A 17,859-nucleotide genomic window follows, 5' to 3' on the forward strand; every position below is an offset into this window, starting at 1 on the left:
GGGGGGGGGGGGGGGGGGGCGGGTGGTGACGGCCGTCCGGGGCGGCCCCTGGGGGGGGACTGCGCCGGGCCCCCCCCCCCCCCCCCCCGGGGGGGGGGGGTGGGGGGGGGGGGGCCGCACAGCGAGGATTCTTGGGATAGCCACGCCGTGCATCCCCCTCACCCCGACCCTCTCCCCGGGGGGGAGAGGGGGATAGAGGCGTTACAGCCAACCAATCACAGCTTGTAGGCGTTCTTGGCGAGGCGGTAGGCGAGGTCGACGGCCAGTTCCGCGGCCTCGTCCTCGGCCAGCCGGTGTTCGGCGACCAGACGGGCGAGGAAGCTGCAATCGACGCGGCGCGACACGTCGTGGCGGGCCGGGATCGAGCAGAAGGCGCGGGTGTCGTCGTTGAAGCCCACCGTGTTGTAGAAGCCGGCGGTCTCCGTGATCATCTCGCGGTAGCGGCGCATGCCCTCGGGGCTGTCGTGGAACCACCAGGCCGGGCCGACGCGCAGCGCCGGGTAATGGCCGGCCAGCGGCGCCAGTTCGCGGGCGTAGCTGTCCTCATCCAGCGTGAACAGGATGATGGTCAGGTCACGCTCGTTGCCGAAGCGGTCGAGCAGCGGCTTCAGCGCCCGCACATATTCGGTGCCGCTCGGGATGTCGGCGCCCTTGTCGCGGCCGAAGCGCTGGAACACGAGGTCGTTGTGGTTGCGGAAGCTGCCGGGGTGGATCTGCATGACCAGACCGTCCTCCAGGCTCATCCGCGCCATCTCGGTCAGCATCTGGGCGCGGAACAGCTCGGATTCCTCGGCCGTGGCGCCGCCGCGGCGCACGATGTCGAACAGCTTCTCGGCTTCCGCGCGGGCCAGATCGGCGGTCGCCGCCGTCGGGTGGCCGTGGTCGGTCGAGGTGGCGCCGTAGCTCTTGAAATAGAGGCGGCGGTCGGCCAGCGCGGCGAGATAGCCGTCCCAGGTCGCGGTGTCCTTGCCGGTGATGCGGGCCAGCTCGGCGAGGTTGTCGCGGAAGCCCTCGAACTCCGGATCTACGACCGGGTCGGGACGGAAGGCGGTGATGACCCGGCCCTTCCAGCCGCTCTCGCGGATCGCCTTGTGGTGCACCAGCGGGTCGAGCGGCGATTCGGTGGTTGCCAGCACTTCGAGGTTGAAGCGCTCGAACAGGGCGCGCGGGCGGAACTCCGGCTTGCGCAGGCAGTCCTCGATCTGGTCATAGATGCGGTCGGCGCTGGCGGCGCTCAGACGCTCGGTGACGCCGAAGACCGTCTCGAAGGCGTGGGTCAGCCACATCGAGGTGGGCGTGCCGCGGAACAGGTGCCAGTTGCTGGCCAGCAGGCGCCAGATGGCGCGCGAATCGGACGAGGTCTCGCCGCCGTCCCGGCGCGGAACACCCAGCTGCTCCAGCGGAATTCCCTGGCTGTAGAGCATGCGGAATGCATAATGGTCAGGCTTGACGAACAGGCTGGCCGGGTCCGGGAACGCTTCGTCCTTCGCGAACCAGGACGGATCGGTGTGGCCGTGCGGGCTGACGATCGGCAGGGCGGCGACTTCGCCATACAGGCGGCGCGCGATGTCGCGTTGCGTCGGGTCGCTCGGGAAAAGACGGTCGGGGTGAAGCATCGGAAGCCTCTACGCTGCAAGAAAAGGGCAAAAGCAGGGTGGGGAGAAGGCGGGGTCCGTGCGGGGGACCGTCCCTACCGGCTGGCTGTATAATATTAATATATCAGATTAGATTGCAAGCCCAATCGTTCCCGCTCCGCGGCTTCGGCGGCCCTGCAGCCTGCGCCCAGTCGCCGCACCCGATCCTTTTGCGAGGACGGCGATGGATTTGACCTTGGTGAAGAGGGACGGGTAGATTGACGGGTATGACGAATTTCCCACGGGTGGCGGAGCGCCGCCCGGTTACATGCCTGCCGGAATGGAGCCATCGGTGAAGAAGGTCGCGACGACAGAGGATGAAGGCGGCCTGGTTTCCGCAACCGTGCGCCGCGCGGCGGCCCCGGCCGCGGCGGTCCGTCCGCCGCGCCGCGCCGCGACCGTGGCGTCGCGCATCTACCGCGATCTGCGGGCGGAGATCGTCTCGCTCAAGCGCAAGCCCGGCGACGCCATCGCCGAGAAGCAGATCGCCGAGGCCTATGGCGTCAGCCGCACGCCGGTGCGCGAGGCGGTGTTGAAGCTGGCCGACGAAGGGTTGATCGAGATTTTCCCGCAGTCCGGCACCTTCGTGTCGCGCATCCCGCTGGATGCCCTGCCGGAGGCCTTTGCCATCCGCAAGGCGCTGGAGGAGGCGACGGTGCGCTATGCGGCGGCGCGGGCCAGCCGCAGCCAGATCGCGGCGCTCCGCGCCAATCTGGAACTGCAGCGGGAGATGCAGGAAACCGCCAACTATGAAGGTTTCCATCAGGCCGACGAGGCGTTCCACGCGCTGATCGCGGAGATCGCCGGCTATCCCGGATTCTGGACGCTGATCCAGCAGACCAAGGTGCAGATCGACCGCTACCGCCTGCTGACCCTGCCGGTGCGCGGCCGCATCGCCGAGGTGATCGCGGAGCATGCCGCCATCCTCGAAGCGGTGGCGGCCAACGATCCCGCGGCCGCCATCAAGGCGCTGGACGACCATCTGGACGACCTGCAGATCTCGATCGCCGACATCCGGCGCGACTATCCGCGTTACTTCACCGCGCCGGGGGATCCGGTCTGAAGGTTACTTCGCGTCGGCTTCCGCGGCGTAGGCCACCGGCTCGCCCAGGAAGTCCTCGCGGATCGGCGTGAAGATGTCGAGCAGCACGCCCGGCTCCAGCGCCACCACGCCATGCAGGATGTTGGACGGCACCATATAGCCGTCGCCGGTGTTCAGGCGCTGCGTGCGGCCGTCGATGGTGACGTCGAAGGACCCCTTCTCGACCACGGCGCACTGGACATGGGGATGGCGATGCTGCGCGCCGATGGCGCCGGCCTCGAACTCAACCCGCACCATCATCATCGTGTCGTTGTAGCCGAGAATCTTGCGGCGCACGCCGTCGCCGAGATCCTGCCACGGAATGTCGCCCGCGGTCACGAACACGTCGGTGGTCATTTTCCGTTCCCCTCCCATCAAATGCCCGTTCCGGCCCCGGCGTGACGCACGCATTTTCGGGAATGACCGCACGTCCGGGATCAAAGGAACTTTGCGTCATCCCCGCGAAGGCGGGGATCCAGGAAGCTCCGCGGTTGAGCCGCCGAGCGGGATGGATTCCCGCCTTCGCGGGAATGACGGCCAAAGAAACCTTTCATTTCCAGTGCGTTACATCGGCCATGATGCGAACGTCACGCAGTCCTTGGGTGCCGAAGAGGGCCGTTTTCCCTCAGCGCGCCAGCCAGCCGCCGTCGACCGGCAGAATGGTGCCGTGGATGTAGTCGGCGGCCTCCGAGGCCAGGAACACCGCCGGGCCGCCGATGTCGGACGGCATGCTCCAGCGGCCGGCCGGGATGCGGCCGAGGATCTCGGCGCTGCGGTTCTCGTCGGCGCGCAGAGCGGCGGTGTTGTTGGTGGCGACATAGCCCGGCGCGATGGCATTCACGTTGATGCCCTTGCCGGCCCATTCGCAGGCCAGAAGCTTGGTGATGCCGGCGACGCCGCTCTTGGACGCGGTGTAGGACGGCACGCGGATGCCGCCCTGGAAGGACAGCATGGACGCGATGTTGATGATCTTGCCCTTGCGGCCTTCGTTGATGGCGTAGCGGCCGAAGGCCTGGCAGAGGAAGAACACCGTCTTGATGTTGATGTTCATCACGAGGTCCCAGTCGGCCTCGCTGAAGTCGACGGCGTCGGCGCGGCGGATCAGCCCGGCGTTGTTGACCAGGATGTCCAGGTGGCCGAACTTGCCGACCGTCTCCTCCACCAGCCCCTGGACCGGGGCGATGGAGGTCAGGTCGGCGTGGATGCCGTGGAACTTGCGGCCGGCCGCCTCGACCAGCCCCTTGGTCTCGTCCAGCGATACCACGTCGACGGCGGCGATGTCGGCGCCGGCCTGCGCCAGCGCCACGGCGATGCCCTGGCCGATGCCGGTGTTGGCGCCGGTGACCAGCGCCACCTTGCCGGTCAGGTCGAACGAAATGCTCATGGTCGGTTTCCGTTCTTATACGTTGGTTTCAAATCCGGGGTTTCAAATCCGGCGGCGCGTCAGCGCAGGCGGTCCATGGCGACGAAGTCCATGTCCGTGAAGTCCTGGTTGTCGCCGCCCATCGCCCAGATGAAGGTGTAGTTGCGGGTGCCGACGCCGGAATGGATCGACCAGGGCGGCGAGATCACCGCCTGTTCGTTGGCGACGACGATGTGGCGGGTCTGCTCCGGCTCGCCCATCATGTGGATGACGCGGGCGTCATCGGGCAGGTCGAAGTAGAAATAGACCTCGCAACGCCGGTCATGGGTGTGGCACGGCATCGTGTTCCACATGTTGTTCGGCTTCAGCACCGTCATGCCCAGCACCAGCTGCGCGGTGCGGACCACATCCGGGTGGATCATCTGGTAGATGGTGCGCTCGTTCGACTGGGCCGGGTCGCCCAGATGCACGGCCTTGGCCTGGCCGATCGAGATCTTCATCGTCTCGAACCGGGCATGGGCGGGGGTGCTGTTCAGGTAGAACTTGGCCGGCTCGCGGCGGTCCAGGCTTTCGAACGTGACGTCCTTGCTGCCCATCGCGACATAGAGCGCGTCGCGCGGCGCCAGTTCATAGACGGCACCGTCGACGGTGACGCGGCCGGCGCCGCCGACATTGACCACGCCCAGCTCGCGCCGATCGAGGAAGTTGGGCGAGCCGATCTCCTTGGAGGATTCCAGCTTCACCGGGCCGGCGACCGGCATGGCGCCGCCGACGACGAAACGGTCGATGTGGCTGTAGGTGAAGACGGTCTCGTCGGCCTCGAACAGGGTCGGGACCAGGAAATGGTCGCGCAGCGTCTCGGTGTCGAAAGCGCGGACGGCATCGGGGTGCGAGGCGTGCCGGACGGAGATTTTCATGGGGTGGTCCTTTCAAATCTGTGCAGCCGGCTGTCCGGCGGGTCTGGCGCCATCATACTAATATACTAGTAAGCAGGGCAAGGCTTAATGATGGAAATCCGGACATTTCATCCAGCGGAGGGTGCGACAAAGACGCCGGGGGCGGTCGAACCGTGGCGGGCCGGGGTCCCCGCGTTGCGCTGGCGACCAGAGTAATATATTAGTGGACGCTCCTCGTCCGGAGTGTCCAGTCATGTCCACCCACCAATCTGGCCAGCAGCCCCGCAAGCGCATCGCCCTCGTCGCCCACGACGCCCGCAAGGCGGACCTCATCGCCTGGATCGGCGCCAACATCGCGGCGCTGGACGGCCACGCCTTCTGGGCGACCGGCACCACCGGCCAGAAGGTGCACGACGCCCATCCCGGCCTGGACGTGACCCCGCTGAAGAGCGGCCCGCTGGGCGGCGACCAGCAGATCGGCGCGATGATCGCGGAGGGGCGGATCGACCTGCTGGTCTTCTTCGTCGATCCGATGACCGCCCAGCCGCACGACGTGGATGTGAAGGCGCTGACCCGGCTGGCGACGCTCTACAACATCCCGATGGCCTGCAACGAGGCGACGGCCGACATGATCGTCTCCTCCGCCCATTTCGCCAGCGGCTACGCCCCGCGCGCCGCCAGCTTCACGGCTTATGAGACGCGCAAGGTATGAGCGCGTCCCGCCGTCGTCATGCGGTGAAGTACTGCGGATAGGTCTGCCGGACGTCGGCGATACCCAGCTGCAGGTCGGTCAGGTGGTGGCGCAACTCGCCCACCGCGCGGTCGGGGTCGCGGGCGGCGACCGCCTCGACGATGGCGCTGTGTTCGCCCAGCGCCTTGTCCATCCGGCCGGCCGCCGGCAGGGTCAGGTGGCGGTAGCGGTCGATCTGCCGCTTCACCTGCTGGGTCACCGCCCAGAAGCCGGGATAGCCGGAGATCTCCGCCAGCAGCGCGTGGAACGCCTCGTCGGCATCGTGGAAGCCGTCGAAATTGCCGGCCTCCTTCATCTCGCGCTGCAGTTCCAGATTGGCGCGCAGGCGGGCGATCTGGCTGCCGGTCGCCTGTTCGGCGGCGTAGCGCACCGTCGCCTCCTCCAGCGCGCGGCGGATGGCGATGGCCTCCGGCAGGGCGCTGAGGGGGATGCGGGCGACGAAGGTGCCGGACTGCGGAAACACCTCCACCAGCCCTTCGTCGGCAAGCTTCAGCATCGCCTCGCGCACCGGCGTGCGGCTGACGCCATAGGCCTCCGCCACCTCCTTCTCGATCACCGGCTCGCCCGGCTTGCGGCGCAGCGAGACGATGTCGTCGCGCAGGTCGCGATAGATGGTGCCCGACACGGTGGCGCCGCGATGCGCGGGCCTTGCGGTGGCGCTGGCGGGCCGGCGACGGCGGCGGCGCGCCGGTGCGGCCACGGCCACCAAATTCGAATCGCCCGCATTGGAATCCATGGTCGTCCCGTTCATGTCCTTCGGCCTGATGCCGCAGTTACTAATATATCGCTGTGCTTCCGTGAGCGAAAAGCCTTTTGCCGCCGGAAATTCATGGCCGTCCAGTAACGGTTCCTGTGACAGCTTGGGACGGGCGGTTCAGCAGGGTTGCATTGGCCCCGCTGCTTGTTTCACTCTCCACAACCTACCCATTCGTATACCCACCTTTACACCGCCCATCGCGAGCCCGATCCGCATGACCGCAGCGCCGACCACTCCCTCGCCGTCGGAACGGCTGTTCCGCAAGGCGGCGCTCGACCGGTTGTCGTCGCCGGAGGAGCTGGACCGGCTGGTCACGCTGACCACGCCGCGGGGCTGGCTGGCCCTGACCGTGCTGCTGGGGCTGCTGGCGCTGGCGCTGATTTGGGCGGTGGTGGGGACCATCGCGACGCGGGTGACCGGCTCCGGCCTGCTGGTCAGCAGTGGCGGCCGGGTGTTCGACGCGGTCGCCAGCGCATCCGGTGCGCTGGTCGCGCCGCTGGTGAAGCCGGGCGACACGGTGACCGCCGGCCAGCTGCTGGCCCGCGTCGACAAGGCGGAGCTTGAACAGACGCTCGACCACGCGCGGGCGGTGGTGCGGGAGCGGGAGCAGGATCTGGCGCGCCGCACCAATCAGCTGGAGCGCGAGGCGCAGGCCCGCCGCGCCAATTTCGCCGCCCGCCGCGCCGCCCTGGGCCAAGTGGTGGCCGCCGCGGAGACGCGCGTGCAGTTCCTCGACACCCTGCTGCGCGGGCAGGAGGACATCGCCAGCCGCGGCTTCACCACCCGCCAGCGGGTGGAGGACACGCGGCAGGAGCTGGCCGCCGCCCGCCAGAAGGTCAGCGACGCCAAGAGCCAGCTTCTGCAGATCGACACCGAGGAGCTGGACATGGCCAGCCGGGCCGAGCAGACGCTGACCGAGGGGCGCGACCGCGTCGCCGACGCCCGCCGGCGGGTGGACGAGCTTGCCCTGCAGCTGGAGCAGGACACGCGGATCCTCAGCCCGACCGACGGACGCGTCACCGAATGGAAGGTGGCGGAGGGCGCGCGGGTCGCCGCCGGCACCCCGGTGGTCAGCATCGAAAGCGGATCGCGCGGCCTGCAGCTGGTGCTCTATGTCCCGCCGGAGCATGGCAAGAAGCTGAAGCCCGGCATGGATGTCCGCATCGCGCCGTCGACGGTGCGCAAGGAGGAATACGGCACGCTGGTCGGCCGGGTCGCCGGGGTGTCGGACTTCCCCTCCACCCCGCAGGGCATGCAGGCGGTGCTGCAGAACGACCGGCTGGTGACGCAGTTCTCCGCCAAGGGGCCGCCCTTCGCCGTGCGCGTCGATCTGGTGCCGGAGGCCGGCACGCCGTCCGGCTATCGCTGGTCGTCCGGCGCCGGGCCGGCGATGACCATCACCAGCGGCACCCTGGCCGAGGGCGAGGTGACGGTGCGCGAACAGCCGCCGATGGCCTTCGTCATCCCGGCCCTGCGCAAGGCGACCGGCCTGTGAGCCGAGAAAAGCCGGTTCGTCGTCAGACCAGAGTCCGCACGCCCACGCTTCTGCAGATGGAGGCGGTGGAGTGCGGCGCCGCCTCGCTCGGCATCGTTCTGGCCCATTTCGGCCGCTGGGTGCCGCTGGAGGAACTGCGCGTCGCCTGCGGCGTGTCGCGCGACGGCAGCAAGGCCAGCAACCTGCTGCGCGCCGCCCGGCGCTACGGCCTGACCGCCAAGGGCTTCAAGAAGGAGCCCAACGCGCTGGCCGACATGCCCTGGCCGCTGATCGTCCATTGGAACTTCAACCATTATCTGGTCTTCGAAGGCTTCAAGGGCGAATACGCCTATCTGAACGATCCGGTCACCGGCCCGCGCCGCGTCACCCGCGCAGAGTTCTCCGAGGCCTTCACCGGCGTGGCGCTGGCTTTCGAGAAAGGTCCGGAGTTCGTCGCCGGAGCCCGGCCGCCCGGCCTTGCCGGCATGCTGGGGCGGCAGTTGAAGCGGTCGCGCGCCGCGGTGGGATTCGCGCTGGCCGCCAGCCTGGCGCTGGTGCTGCCGGGCATCGCCCTGCCGGCCTTCACCAAGGCCTTCGTCGACGAGGTGCTGATCGGTGGGCAGCGCAGCTGGCTGGTGCCGCTGCTGCTGGGGATGGGCGCCACGGCGCTGCTGCGGGCGGCGCTGACGGCGTTGCAGCAGTCGGCCCTGCTGAAGCTGGAGACCAAATTCGCCATGGTTATGGCCAGCCGCTATGTCTGGCGGCTGCTGCAACTGCCGGTTCCCTTCTTCGGCCAGCGCCATCCCGGCGACATCGCCGGCCGCGTCGCCGCCAACGACCGGGTGGCGCGGCTGCTGTCGGGCGAGATGGCGACCGCGGCGATGAGCCTGCTGACGGTCGTCTTCTTCGGGCTGGTCATGCTGACCTACGACGTGGCGCTGGCGGCGGTGACCATCCTGCTGGTGCTGGGCAACGTGCTGTTCCTGCGCGGCGCCTCGCGCGGGCGGGAGGATGCCGGGCGGCGCCTGCTGTCGGAACAGGCCAAGCTGGGCGCCGTCACCATCGGCAGCATCCAGGCGATCGAGACGCTGAAGTCGGCCGGGCTGGAGGGGCAGGCGTTCGAACGCTGGGCCGGCTATCAGGCGCGGCTGTTGTCGGTGCGCCAGACCCTGGGGGTGCATTCGGCGATGCTGGCGGTGGCGCCGGCCTTTCTCAACGCGCTGGGCACGGCGGCGATATTGGGGCTGGGTGCGGTGCGGGTGATGGACGGGGCGCTGACCGTCGGCGCGCTGGTGGCGTTCCAGAGCCTGGCCGCCAGCTTCTCCGACCCGGTCGCCAAGCTGGTCGGCATGGGCGGGACGCTGCAGCGGGTGAAGGCCGACCTGCAGCGGCTGAACGACACGCTGGACCATGCGCCCGACCCGCAGTCCGGCCTTGCCGCCACGGGCGACGAGCGTGCTGACGGGCCGGCGCGGCTGAGCGGGGCGGTGGAGCTGGTCGACGTGTCCTTCGGCTACAGCGTGCTCGACGCGCCGCTGATCGAGGGGCTGTCGCTGGCGCTGGCGCCGGGGATGCGGGTGGCGCTGGTCGGCGGCTCGGGCAGCGGGAAATCCACCGTCGGCCGGCTGATCTGCGGCCTCGTCCAGCCCTGGTCGGGGCAAATCCTGTTCGACGGACGCCCGCCGGCGGAGATCCCGGTGGGGCTGCGCGCCGCCTCCATCGCCTATGTCGACCAGGACGTCTTCCTGTTCGACGGCTCGGTGCGCGACAACCTGACCCTGTGGGACCGCACGGTGCCGGAAGCGGCGCTGACCCGCGCGCTGGAGGATGCCGCCATCCTGGGCGAGGTCGCCGGGCGCCAGGGCCAGCTCGACGCGCCGGTCGCCGAAGGGGGCGTGAATTTCAGCGGCGGCCAGCGCCAGCGGCTGGAGATCGCCCGCGCGCTGACCGGCAACCCGTCAATCCTGGTGCTGGACGAGGCGACGGCGGCGCTGGACGTCGCGACGGAAAAGCTGATCGACGACAATCTGCGGCGGCGCGGCTGCACCTGCATCATCATCGCCCACCGGCTGAGCACGATCCGCGACTGCGACGAGATCATCGTGCTGAACCAGGGCCGGGTGGTGGAGCGCGGCAGCCACGAGGACCTTCTGGCGCGCGGCGGCGAGTATGCCTCGCTGATCGCGGCGGGGTGAGGCGATGGACGTTCTGGACAGTCCCACGACCCTGCGGGCCCCCATTCTGGTGGAGGGCGGCAACCACCGGCCGCTGACGCTGGACGACCCGCGGCTCGGCTGGCGGGTGGAGGACGGCTATGTCGACCTGTTCCACCTCGCGGGAAACAGCGGCCGGCGCCGCCACCTGTTCCGGGCGGAAACCGGGGCGCTGCTGTTCGGGGTCGGCAAGCGGGAGGACGCCACCCTGGTGGCGGTCGGGTCCATCGGCTCGCGCCTCAGCGGGGTGGAGCGGGAGGCGCTGGCCGGGGCGGAGGATTTCCTGCCCCATGCCGAGGCCTGGATCCTGCGCCTGACCGATGCCGCGACCGGCGGCGAGGCGGTCTGGCCCGACCGGGTGGCGGAACCGGGCGAGCGCTCGCTCGGCCCCGGCGAACGGCTCCACGCCGACCCGCGCCGGCCGCTGTGGCTGATCGTGACGGAGGGGGAAGCCGCGTGGCTGGGAGGCCCGGCGACGGCGGCGGGAGAGCCGCCGCTGCCGATGGCCGACCGCGCCTGGATAGAAGGTAGGATCGAGGGCGCTGGCGGGGCCGCCGTTTCGGTCACCGAGGCCTGGCCCGACGCCGATACGCTGTGGCCGGCCCTCGACCGCTTCCATGGGCTGGTGCTGGACCGCATCGGCAGCCGCATCGCCGCCCAGTCCGAAGGCGAGGCGAAGCGCGCCCTGCGCAGCCGGGAATCGGCAAGGGAGTCGCTGGCACAGGCGCTGGGCGGCCTGTCCGACCTCGTCGACGGGCAGGCGTCCACGGCCGCTCCGGTCCTTGGCGACCCGCTGTCGGGCGCGCTGGCCGCACTGCTGGCGCATATGGGGCTGGAGGAGCCGCTTCCCCGCATCGATGCCGCCGGCAAGCCGGCCTCGGAAATGCTGGACCGGATGCTGGCCGGGGCGCGCCTGCGTGGTCGCAGGGTGATCCTGCGCGACGGCTGGTGGCGGAGCGAAGGGGCGCCGATGCTCGGCTGGCTGGAGGAGGGCCGGGTGCCGGTGGCGCTGCTGCCCACCCCCGCCGGCTTCGAGATGCTGGGCCCCGGCGGCCGCCGCCGCGTGACGCAGGCGCTGGCCGACGGCATGGCGGCGGAGGCGCTGCATCTCTACCGCCCGCTGCCGGCCCGCGCGCTGGGTGCGGCGGAGGCGATCCGCTTTCCTCTGCGCGGCCTGGGCGGCGACGGCATGCGGCTGGGGCTGTGCGGGCTGGCGGCGGCGGTGCTGGGGCTGCTGGTCCCGGTCGCCACCGGTTTCCTGTTCGACAGCGCCATCCCGCGCGCCGATACCGGGCAGCTGTTCTTCATCATCGCCGGGCTGGTCGCCGCCGCCATCGGCGGTGCGGCGTTCGACATCGTCAAGGTGATGGCGGTGCTGCGGCTGGAAAGCCGGATCGACGGGGTGATGCAGGCGGCCTTCATCGACCGGCTGTTCGCCCTGCCGGTGGGCTTCTTCCGCCGCTTCACCGCCGGCGACCTCGCCGACCGGGCGCTGGGGTTGCAGACCGTGCGCGAGATCCTGGCCGCCAGCACGGTGACCGGCCTGCTGGGCGGGCTGTTCGGATCGGTCAGCCTGGGGCTGTTGGCGGTCTATGACTGGCGCCTCGCCCTGATCGCCACCGGGCTGGCGCTGCTGTCGGCGCTGGTGACCGGGGCGCTGTCCTATGGCCAGTTGCGGCACGAGCGGGAGCATATCCGCCGTCAGGGCCGCTTGGACGGGCTGGTGCTGCAGCTGATCGTCGGCATCGGCAAGCTGCGCGTCGCCGGGGCGGAACCGCGGGCGATGGCGGAATGGGCGCGCGGTTTCTCGGCGCAGAAGTCCCGCGCGGTGGCCGCCCAGCGCTACGGCAACGCGCTGGAGACCTTCCACGCCGCCTTTCCGACGTTGGCGACCATCGCGGTGTTCCTGGCGGTGGCGCTGCTGATGGAATCGGATGCGAAGCAGCAGGCGCTCCAGGCGCTCGCCGCCACGCCGGGGCAGGAGGCGCCGGCCGCCTTCTCCACCGGCAGTTTCCTGGCCTTCATCACCGCCTTCGGCCAGCTGCTGGCGGCGCTGACCGAGATGGCGCATGCCCTGACCAAGAGCCTGACCGTCCTGCCGCTGCTGGAGCGCGCCCGCCCGATCCTGGACACCGCACCCGAGGTTCAGGCCGGCCGCGACGCGCCGGGCGAATTGCAGGGCGGCATCACCTTGAGCCGCGTCGGCTTCCGCTATGCCCCCGATGCGCCGCCGGTGCTGCACGACCTCAGCCTGTCGATCGGGCCGGGGGAGTTCGTCGCCATCGTCGGGGCGTCGGGCAGCGGCAAATCCACGGTGATGCGCCTGCTGCTGGGCTTCGAGCGGCCGGACCAGGGGGAGGTGTTCTTCGACGGACGCGCCGCCGAACGGCTCGACCTCGCCGCCGTGCGCCGGCAGATCGGCGTGGTGCTGCAGAACGGGCGGATCACCTCGGGCAGCCTGTTCCAGAACATCGCCGGCACCGCGCCGCTCGGGCTGGACGATGCGTGGCACGCGGCGCGGCTGGTCGGGCTGGACCGCGACATCGAACAGATGCCGATGGGCATGCACACGGTGCTGATGGACGGCGGCGGCACCTTGTCGGGCGGCCAGCGCCAGCGGCTGATGATCGCCCGCGCCCTGGTCCACCGCCCGCGCGTGCTGCTGCTGGACGAGGCGACCAGCGCGCTCGACAACCGCACCCAGGCGGTGGTGACGGCGTCGCTCGCCAAGCTCAGCGTCACCCGCGTGGTGATCGCCCACCGGCTCAGCACCATCCGCGACGTCGACCGCATCCTGGTGCTGGAGGGCGGCCGGCTGGTGCAGTCCGGGCGCTATGAGGATCTGATGGCGGTGGACGGGCCGTTCCGGACGCTGGCCAGCCGGCAGCTGCTTTAGGGGGGATTATGCGTAAGGTCCTGTATATTCTGGGAAATCTCAGCGACGAGGACATCGAGTGGATGGCCCGCGCCGGCCGGAGGCTCGATCTGGCCGGCGGGCAGGTGCTGGTGCGCCAGGGGGAGGCGGCGGACTCGCTGTTCATTGTGCTGGAGGGGCACGCCACCGTCGATGTCGCCGGGGTCGGGACGGTGGCGCGGCTGGGCAGCGGCGAGGTGGTCGGCGAGGTGTCCTTCGTCGATTCGGCCCCGCCCTCTGCCACCGTGTCGGCGGACGGGCGCTGCATCGTCCTGGCGCTGGCGAAGCGGGAAATCGAGGCGCGGCTGCGCAGCGACGGCGGCTTCGCCGGGCGCTTCTACAAGGCCCTGGCGATCTTCCTGGCCGACCGCCTGCGCGGCACCGTCGACCGGCTGAAATACGGCAAGGGCCAGTCGATGGACGCCGGCCGCATCATGGAGGACGAGCTGGACGAGGGGCTGCTCGATCAGGTCTCGCTCGCCGGCGCGCGGTTCGAGCGGATGCTGCGCACGCTGATGGCGGCGCGGGGGTAGGGGCAGTGCTGTAACCGCGGCGCCTACCCTGTGGCATTCATATATTTTCGGGCGCTATTAAGTCTCTGGAATAAAAAGAACTTTTCGTCATCCCCGCGAAGGCGGGGATCCAGAGTTTCCAGTGCAAGCGCTTTCACCGTCTGGATTCCCGCCTTCGCGGGAATGACGGCCGAGAAAGGAATTTTATTCCAATGCCTTACCTGACGCTGAGACGTATGAATGCCATAGGGGAGGGTCGGGGAGGGGGCACGCGAGGCACCCGCTCCCCAACTGACAACCGCCTTACAGCTTGGCCGCGGCGTCGAACACTGCGTGGCTGTAGGCGCCTTCCGGCTTCTTCGAGATGACCGGGGTCGAGGCACCCGACATCAGGATGTCCACCGTGCGGTTGAAGTCGGCCGGGTCGAGATAGCCGGTGCCCTTGGCGCCGCCGTCGATCAGCTTGGCGACCTCCTGCATCATGGTGGTCTGGTGTTCCTCGGTCTGGGCACCGGTGGTGTCGTTCTCAAGCACGATCTTCACCGCCTCCGCCTGGTTCTTGGCGGCGTATTCCCAGCCCTTGGCCGACGCCTTCACGAACTTCGCCAGCTTCTCCACCACCTTCGGATCGGCCAGCGCCTTTTCGGTGGCGTAGAGGCCATCCTCCAGCGTCGCGACGCCCTGGTCCTGATACTTGAAGACGGTCAGCTCGTCGGCCTTCATGCCGGCTTCGATCAGCTGCCAATATTCGTTGTAGGTCATGGTGGAGATGCAGCTGGCCTGCTTCTGCAGCAGCGGATCGACGTTGAAGCCCTGCTTCAGCACCTTGACGTCCGGGCTGGAGCCGGAGGTGGAGTAGCCCAGCTTGCTCATCCAGGACAGGAAGGGATATTCGTTGCCGGAGAACCAGACGCCCAGCGTGTGACCCTTGAAGTCCTTCGGATCCTTGATGTTGGCGTCCTTGCGGCAGGTCAGCATCATGCCCGACTTCTGGAACATCTGGGCGATGTTGACCAGCGGCACGCCCTTCTCGCGGCTGGCCAGCGCCGAGGGCATCCAATCGACGATCACGTCGGCGCCGCCGGCAGCGATGACCTGGGTCGGGTTGATGTCGGGGCCGCCGGCCTTGATGGTGACGTCCAGCCCGGCGTCCTTGTAGAAGCCTTTGGCCGCCGCGACGTAATAGCCGGCGAACTGGGCCTGGGTGACCCATTTCAGCTGGAGCGTCAGCGGATCGGCGGCGGCGGCCGGCGCGCCCCAGCCGGCGAGGCCGGTGAGCGCGGTGGCGGCGAGCAGGACGGCGGAGGCAAGGGTCTTCATCGCGTTCGATCCTCTTCTGGCTGGAGTTTGTTTTGGCTTGAAGAAAGGCGGTCAGCGTTTGCGCAAAGACGGGTGCCAGGCGGTGACATGCCACTCCGCCAGTGCAAGCGCACCGTAGAGCAGCGATCCGGTCAGAGCGGCGACGGCGATGGTCGCCCAGACGATGTCCAGATTCATGCGGGCGACCTGGGTGGAGATGCGGAAGCCCATCCCCACCACCGGCGTCCCGAAGAACTCGGCGACGATGGCCCCGATCAGGGCCAAGGTCGAGTTGATCTTCAGTCCGTTGAACAAAAAGGGCAAGGCGCAGGGAAGCCGCAGCATCGCCAGCGTGCGCCAGTAGCCGGCGCCGTAGGACCGCATCAGGTCGAGCTGGATGCGCTCGGCGCTCTGCAGCCCGGCCAGCGTGTTGATCAGCATGGGGAAAAAGGTCATCACGACGATGACCGCGGCCTTCGATTGCCAGTCGAAGCCGAACCACATCACCATGATCGGCGCGATGCCCACCACCGGCACGGCGCTGGCGAGGTTTCCCAGCGGCAGCAGCCCGCGCGCCAGGAAGGGCACCCGGTCGGCCAGGATCGCCACAATGAGTCCGGCGCCGCAGCCGATCAGATAGCCGCGCAGGACCGAGATCAGCACCGTCTGGCGGAAATCGTCCCACAGATCGGCGGCATTGGCGGCAAAGGCGGTTGCCACGAGGCTGGGCGGCGGCAGCAGGATGGTCGGCACCTGGAAGCCGCGGGTCAGGATCTCCCACAGCATGACCAGCGCCAGCCCGAACAGGGCGGGACCGGCCAGCCGCGCCGGGCCGCTCATCCCCGCCAGCAGGGCCAGCACCCGCCACAGCAGCAGCGTGGCGCCGGCCAGATAGAGCCATAGCCCACCGCCCTGGGCGAGGGCGTGGCCCTGCGTCAGCAGCACCAGCGGCGTGGCATAGGCGGCGGCGACTCCGGCCAGCAGGAGAACGGCCTCGCCAAGGGCGGAATTGGGCAGTCGCCTCGCCAGAATGGTCGCAACGGTCAGCGCGAAGAGGGCCAGGGCCGCCGGTATCTGCGGCAAATACAGGGTGGTGCCGTCGAGCGTGGCGAAGGGCAGCAGCGGGGCGGCGAGCATCGCCAGCGGCCAAGGCGCCATGGCGGGGCGGGCCATGTTGGACCGAGTCATCGCGCACCTCCCCGGCCACCCGGCACCAGCACCCGCTCGGCGAGGCCGACGGCGGCGACCAGCGTGACGCTCAGCAGGGCAGCCATCACCAGCGCGCTCCAGATCTGGACGGTCTGACCATAGTAGGACCCGGACAGCAGGCGTGCGCCCAGCCCCGCCTGTCCGCCGGTCGGCAACTCCGCGACGATGGCGCCGACGACGCTGGCGGCGACCGCGATCTTCAGGCTGGTGAACAGGTAGGGCAGGGAGGCCGGCAGGCGCAGCAGCCGGAAGGTCTGGGCGGTGCCGGCGCTGTAGGTGCGCATCAGGTCCAGCGTCAGCGGATCGGCGGAGCGCAGCCCCTTCACCATGCCGATGGTGATCGGGAAGAAGCAGAGATAGGCGGCGATGATCGCCTTGGGCAGCAGGCCGGTGAAGCCCAGGTTGCCGAGGATCACCACGATCATCGGCGCGATCGCCAGGATCGGCACGGTCTGGGAGGCGATGACCCAGGGCAGCAGGCTCGATTCCAGCGTGCGCGCCTGGACGATCCCCGCCGCCAGCGCCACGCCCAGCACCACCCCCATGCCGAAGCCGGCCAGTGCCGCCCCGGCGGTGACGCCGGTGTGGTAGAGCAGGTTGCGGATGCTGGTCACCGGATAGCCGGTCAGGGAGGTGTAGAGGTCGAGCGCCACCTGATCCGGCGTCGGCAGGATCGGGCGCTTCATCGCCAGCGTGGCGCGGATCAGGTCGGCGGTCGTCCAGTCGTGGCCGGCGCGGTTCAGCGCGTCCGTCGCCATCGGCGCGTTCAGCCAGACCGCGCCCGCGTACCACAGCACCAGCACCGCCAGCGCCATCACGGCGACGGGGAGCATGTTCTTAGTCGTCATAGCTGTGGCCCTCCATCAGCCCTTCGCGGACGCGGTGGGCGATGCGCTGGAACTCCGGGCTTTCGCGGATGTCGAGCGTGCGCTCGCGCGGCAGGTCGCGGTCGCAGTCGATGACGTCGAGGATGCGGCCGGGGCGCGGGCTCATCACCACGATCCGGGTGGAGAGGAACACCGCCTCGGCAATCGAGTGGGTGACGAAGATGCAGGTCTTGCGGGTGCTGAGCCACAGGCGGGTGAGCTGCAAATTCAGGTGGTCGCGGGTGATCTCGTCGAGCGCGCCGAACGGCTCGTCCATCAGCAGCAGGTCGGGGTCGAAGGCCAGCGCGCGGGCGATGGACACCCGCTGCTGCATGCCGCCCGACAGCTGCCAGGGGAATTTGCGCTCGAAGCCGGACAGGCCGACGAGCTCCAGCTGCTCGCGGGCGCGCTGCTGCCGGTCGGCCTTGGGCAGCCCCATGATCTCCAGCGGCAACATGACGTTGCGCTCCACCGTCCGCCACGGGTAGAGCGCCGGGGCCTGGAAGACATAGCCATAGGCGCGCTTCAGCCGTGCCTGTTCGGGCGTCATGCCGTTGACCGTCACCTCGCCCGAGGTCGGCTGTTCGAGGTCGGCGACCACCCGCATCAGGGTGGTCTTGCCGCAGCCGCTGGGGCCGATCAGCGAGATGAAATCGCCCTTGGCGATCGACAGGCTGACGTCGCTCAGCGCGTAGACCGGGTGGTCGGCCGCCTGATAGGTCAGGGTCAGGTTGCGGATGTCGACGATGGTGCGCGGTGCCGTGTCTGCGGCCGGCGGAACCAGAGTGAGCGGTGCGGGCTGGGCGGCTGGCACGGCGGTCGTCCCTTCGCGTTGTCGTCTGTCGCGGAGGACGGGAGCAAGAAGCGAGCCAGATGGCGCGGGGGCGGGG

The 17,859-nt window shown here is 69.4% G+C and carries 15 protein-coding genes; 6 read left to right on the plus strand and 9 right to left on the minus strand.

The window, feature by feature from the left end; translation table 11 throughout:
* Positions 1-215 precede the first annotated feature (215 nt).
* The gene (uxaC, locus tag FZ029_RS23360; RefSeq protein WP_149272150.1) at positions 216-1,616 is read right to left on the minus strand and encodes a glucuronate isomerase; all 1,401 of its coding nucleotides are present in this window, start codon (positions 1,614-1,616) and stop codon (positions 216-218) included.
* Between the two features lie 298 nt (positions 1,617-1,914).
* Here uxaC and FZ029_RS23365 point away from each other — a divergent pair, with 298 nt between their 5' ends.
* On the plus strand, positions 1,915-2,697 hold the full coding sequence (locus FZ029_RS23365; RefSeq protein ID WP_109073397.1) for a GntR family transcriptional regulator: 783 nt from the start codon (positions 1,915-1,917) through the stop codon (positions 2,695-2,697).
* A 3-nt stretch (positions 2,698-2,700) separates the two neighbouring features.
* Here the strand turns inward: FZ029_RS23365 and FZ029_RS23370 are convergent, their stop codons facing one another.
* From FZ029_RS23370 to kduI, 3 genes are all read right to left on the minus strand, one after another.
* Positions 2,701-3,072 (minus strand): cupin domain-containing protein, encoded by a 372-nt coding sequence (locus FZ029_RS23370; RefSeq protein ID WP_149201114.1) that lies wholly within the window; start codon positions 3,070-3,072, stop codon positions 2,701-2,703.
* Positions 3,073-3,340: 268 nt separating this feature from the next.
* On the minus strand, positions 3,341-4,099 hold the full coding sequence (gene kduD / locus FZ029_RS23380; protein WP_149201115.1) for a 2-dehydro-3-deoxy-D-gluconate 5-dehydrogenase KduD: 759 nt from the start codon (positions 4,097-4,099) through the stop codon (positions 3,341-3,343).
* A gap of 59 nt (positions 4,100-4,158) precedes the next feature.
* Positions 4,159-4,995: a 5-dehydro-4-deoxy-D-glucuronate isomerase gene (gene kduI, locus FZ029_RS23385; RefSeq protein WP_149201116.1), complete on the minus strand. Its 837-nt coding sequence runs from the start codon at positions 4,993-4,995 to the stop codon at positions 4,159-4,161.
* Between the two features lie 232 nt (positions 4,996-5,227).
* Here kduI and FZ029_RS23390 point away from each other — a divergent pair, with 232 nt between their 5' ends.
* Positions 5,228-5,686 carry a methylglyoxal synthase gene (locus FZ029_RS23390; protein ID WP_149272151.1) on the plus strand — a complete coding sequence of 153 codons (459 nt, stop codon included), beginning with the start codon at positions 5,228-5,230 and terminating at the stop codon, positions 5,684-5,686.
* Positions 5,687-5,702: 16 nt separating this feature from the next.
* On the opposite strand, the gene FZ029_RS23395 is transcribed toward FZ029_RS23390, so the two are convergent.
* Positions 5,703-6,461: a GntR family transcriptional regulator gene (locus FZ029_RS23395; protein ID WP_149272152.1), complete on the minus strand. Its 759-nt coding sequence runs from the start codon at positions 6,459-6,461 to the stop codon at positions 5,703-5,705.
* A gap of 235 nt (positions 6,462-6,696) precedes the next feature.
* Here FZ029_RS23395 and FZ029_RS23400 point away from each other — a divergent pair, with 235 nt between their 5' ends.
* Genes FZ029_RS23400 through FZ029_RS23415 form a run of 4 tightly spaced genes read left to right on the plus strand, consistent with a single transcriptional unit; the run spans position 6,697 to position 13,616 of the window.
* Positions 6,697-7,977: an NHLP bacteriocin system secretion protein gene (locus tag FZ029_RS23400; RefSeq protein WP_188052028.1), complete on the plus strand. Its 1,281-nt coding sequence runs from the start codon at positions 6,697-6,699 to the stop codon at positions 7,975-7,977.
* Positions 7,974-10,151, plus strand: a complete 2,178-nt coding sequence (locus FZ029_RS23405; RefSeq protein WP_247892463.1) for an NHLP family bacteriocin export ABC transporter peptidase/permease/ATPase subunit — start codon at positions 7,974-7,976, stop codon at positions 10,149-10,151. The genes FZ029_RS23400 and FZ029_RS23405 overlap by 4 nt, the downstream gene beginning before the upstream one ends.
* Before the next feature lie 4 nt (positions 10,152-10,155).
* Complete coding sequence (locus FZ029_RS23410) at positions 10,156-13,065, plus strand: NHLP bacteriocin export ABC transporter permease/ATPase subunit (RefSeq protein ID WP_149272154.1); 2,910 nt, start codon at positions 10,156-10,158, stop codon at positions 13,063-13,065.
* 8 nt (positions 13,066-13,073) lie between these two features.
* The gene (locus FZ029_RS23415) at positions 13,074-13,616 is read left to right on the plus strand and encodes a cyclic nucleotide-binding domain-containing protein (RefSeq protein ID WP_149272155.1); all 543 of its coding nucleotides are present in this window, start codon (positions 13,074-13,076) and stop codon (positions 13,614-13,616) included.
* Positions 13,617-13,898: 282 nt separating this feature from the next.
* On the opposite strand, the gene FZ029_RS23420 is transcribed toward FZ029_RS23415, so the two are convergent.
* Genes FZ029_RS23420 through FZ029_RS23435 form a run of 4 tightly spaced genes read right to left on the minus strand, consistent with a single transcriptional unit; the run spans position 13,899 to position 17,783 of the window.
* Entirely contained in the window at positions 13,899-14,915 is a 1,017-nt protein-coding gene (locus FZ029_RS23420; RefSeq protein ID WP_149272156.1) for an ABC transporter substrate-binding protein, read from the minus strand.
* A gap of 51 nt (positions 14,916-14,966) precedes the next feature.
* Entirely contained in the window at positions 14,967-16,082 is a 1,116-nt protein-coding gene (locus FZ029_RS23425) for an ABC transporter permease (RefSeq protein ID WP_188052029.1), read from the minus strand.
* Entirely contained in the window at positions 16,079-16,951 is an 873-nt protein-coding gene (locus tag FZ029_RS23430) for an ABC transporter permease (RefSeq protein WP_149272157.1), read from the minus strand. Before FZ029_RS23430 ends, FZ029_RS23425 begins: the two co-directional genes overlap by 4 nt.
* On the minus strand, positions 16,941-17,783 hold the full coding sequence (locus tag FZ029_RS23435) for an ABC transporter ATP-binding protein (RefSeq protein WP_149272158.1): 843 nt from the start codon (positions 17,781-17,783) through the stop codon (positions 16,941-16,943). Before FZ029_RS23435 ends, FZ029_RS23430 begins: the two co-directional genes overlap by 11 nt.
* Positions 17,784-17,859 lie beyond the last annotated feature (76 nt).

This window comes from Azospirillum sp. Sh1 (genome assembly GCF_008365135.1).
Lineage (GTDB): Bacteria > Pseudomonadota > Alphaproteobacteria > Azospirillales > Azospirillaceae > Azospirillum > Azospirillum oryzae.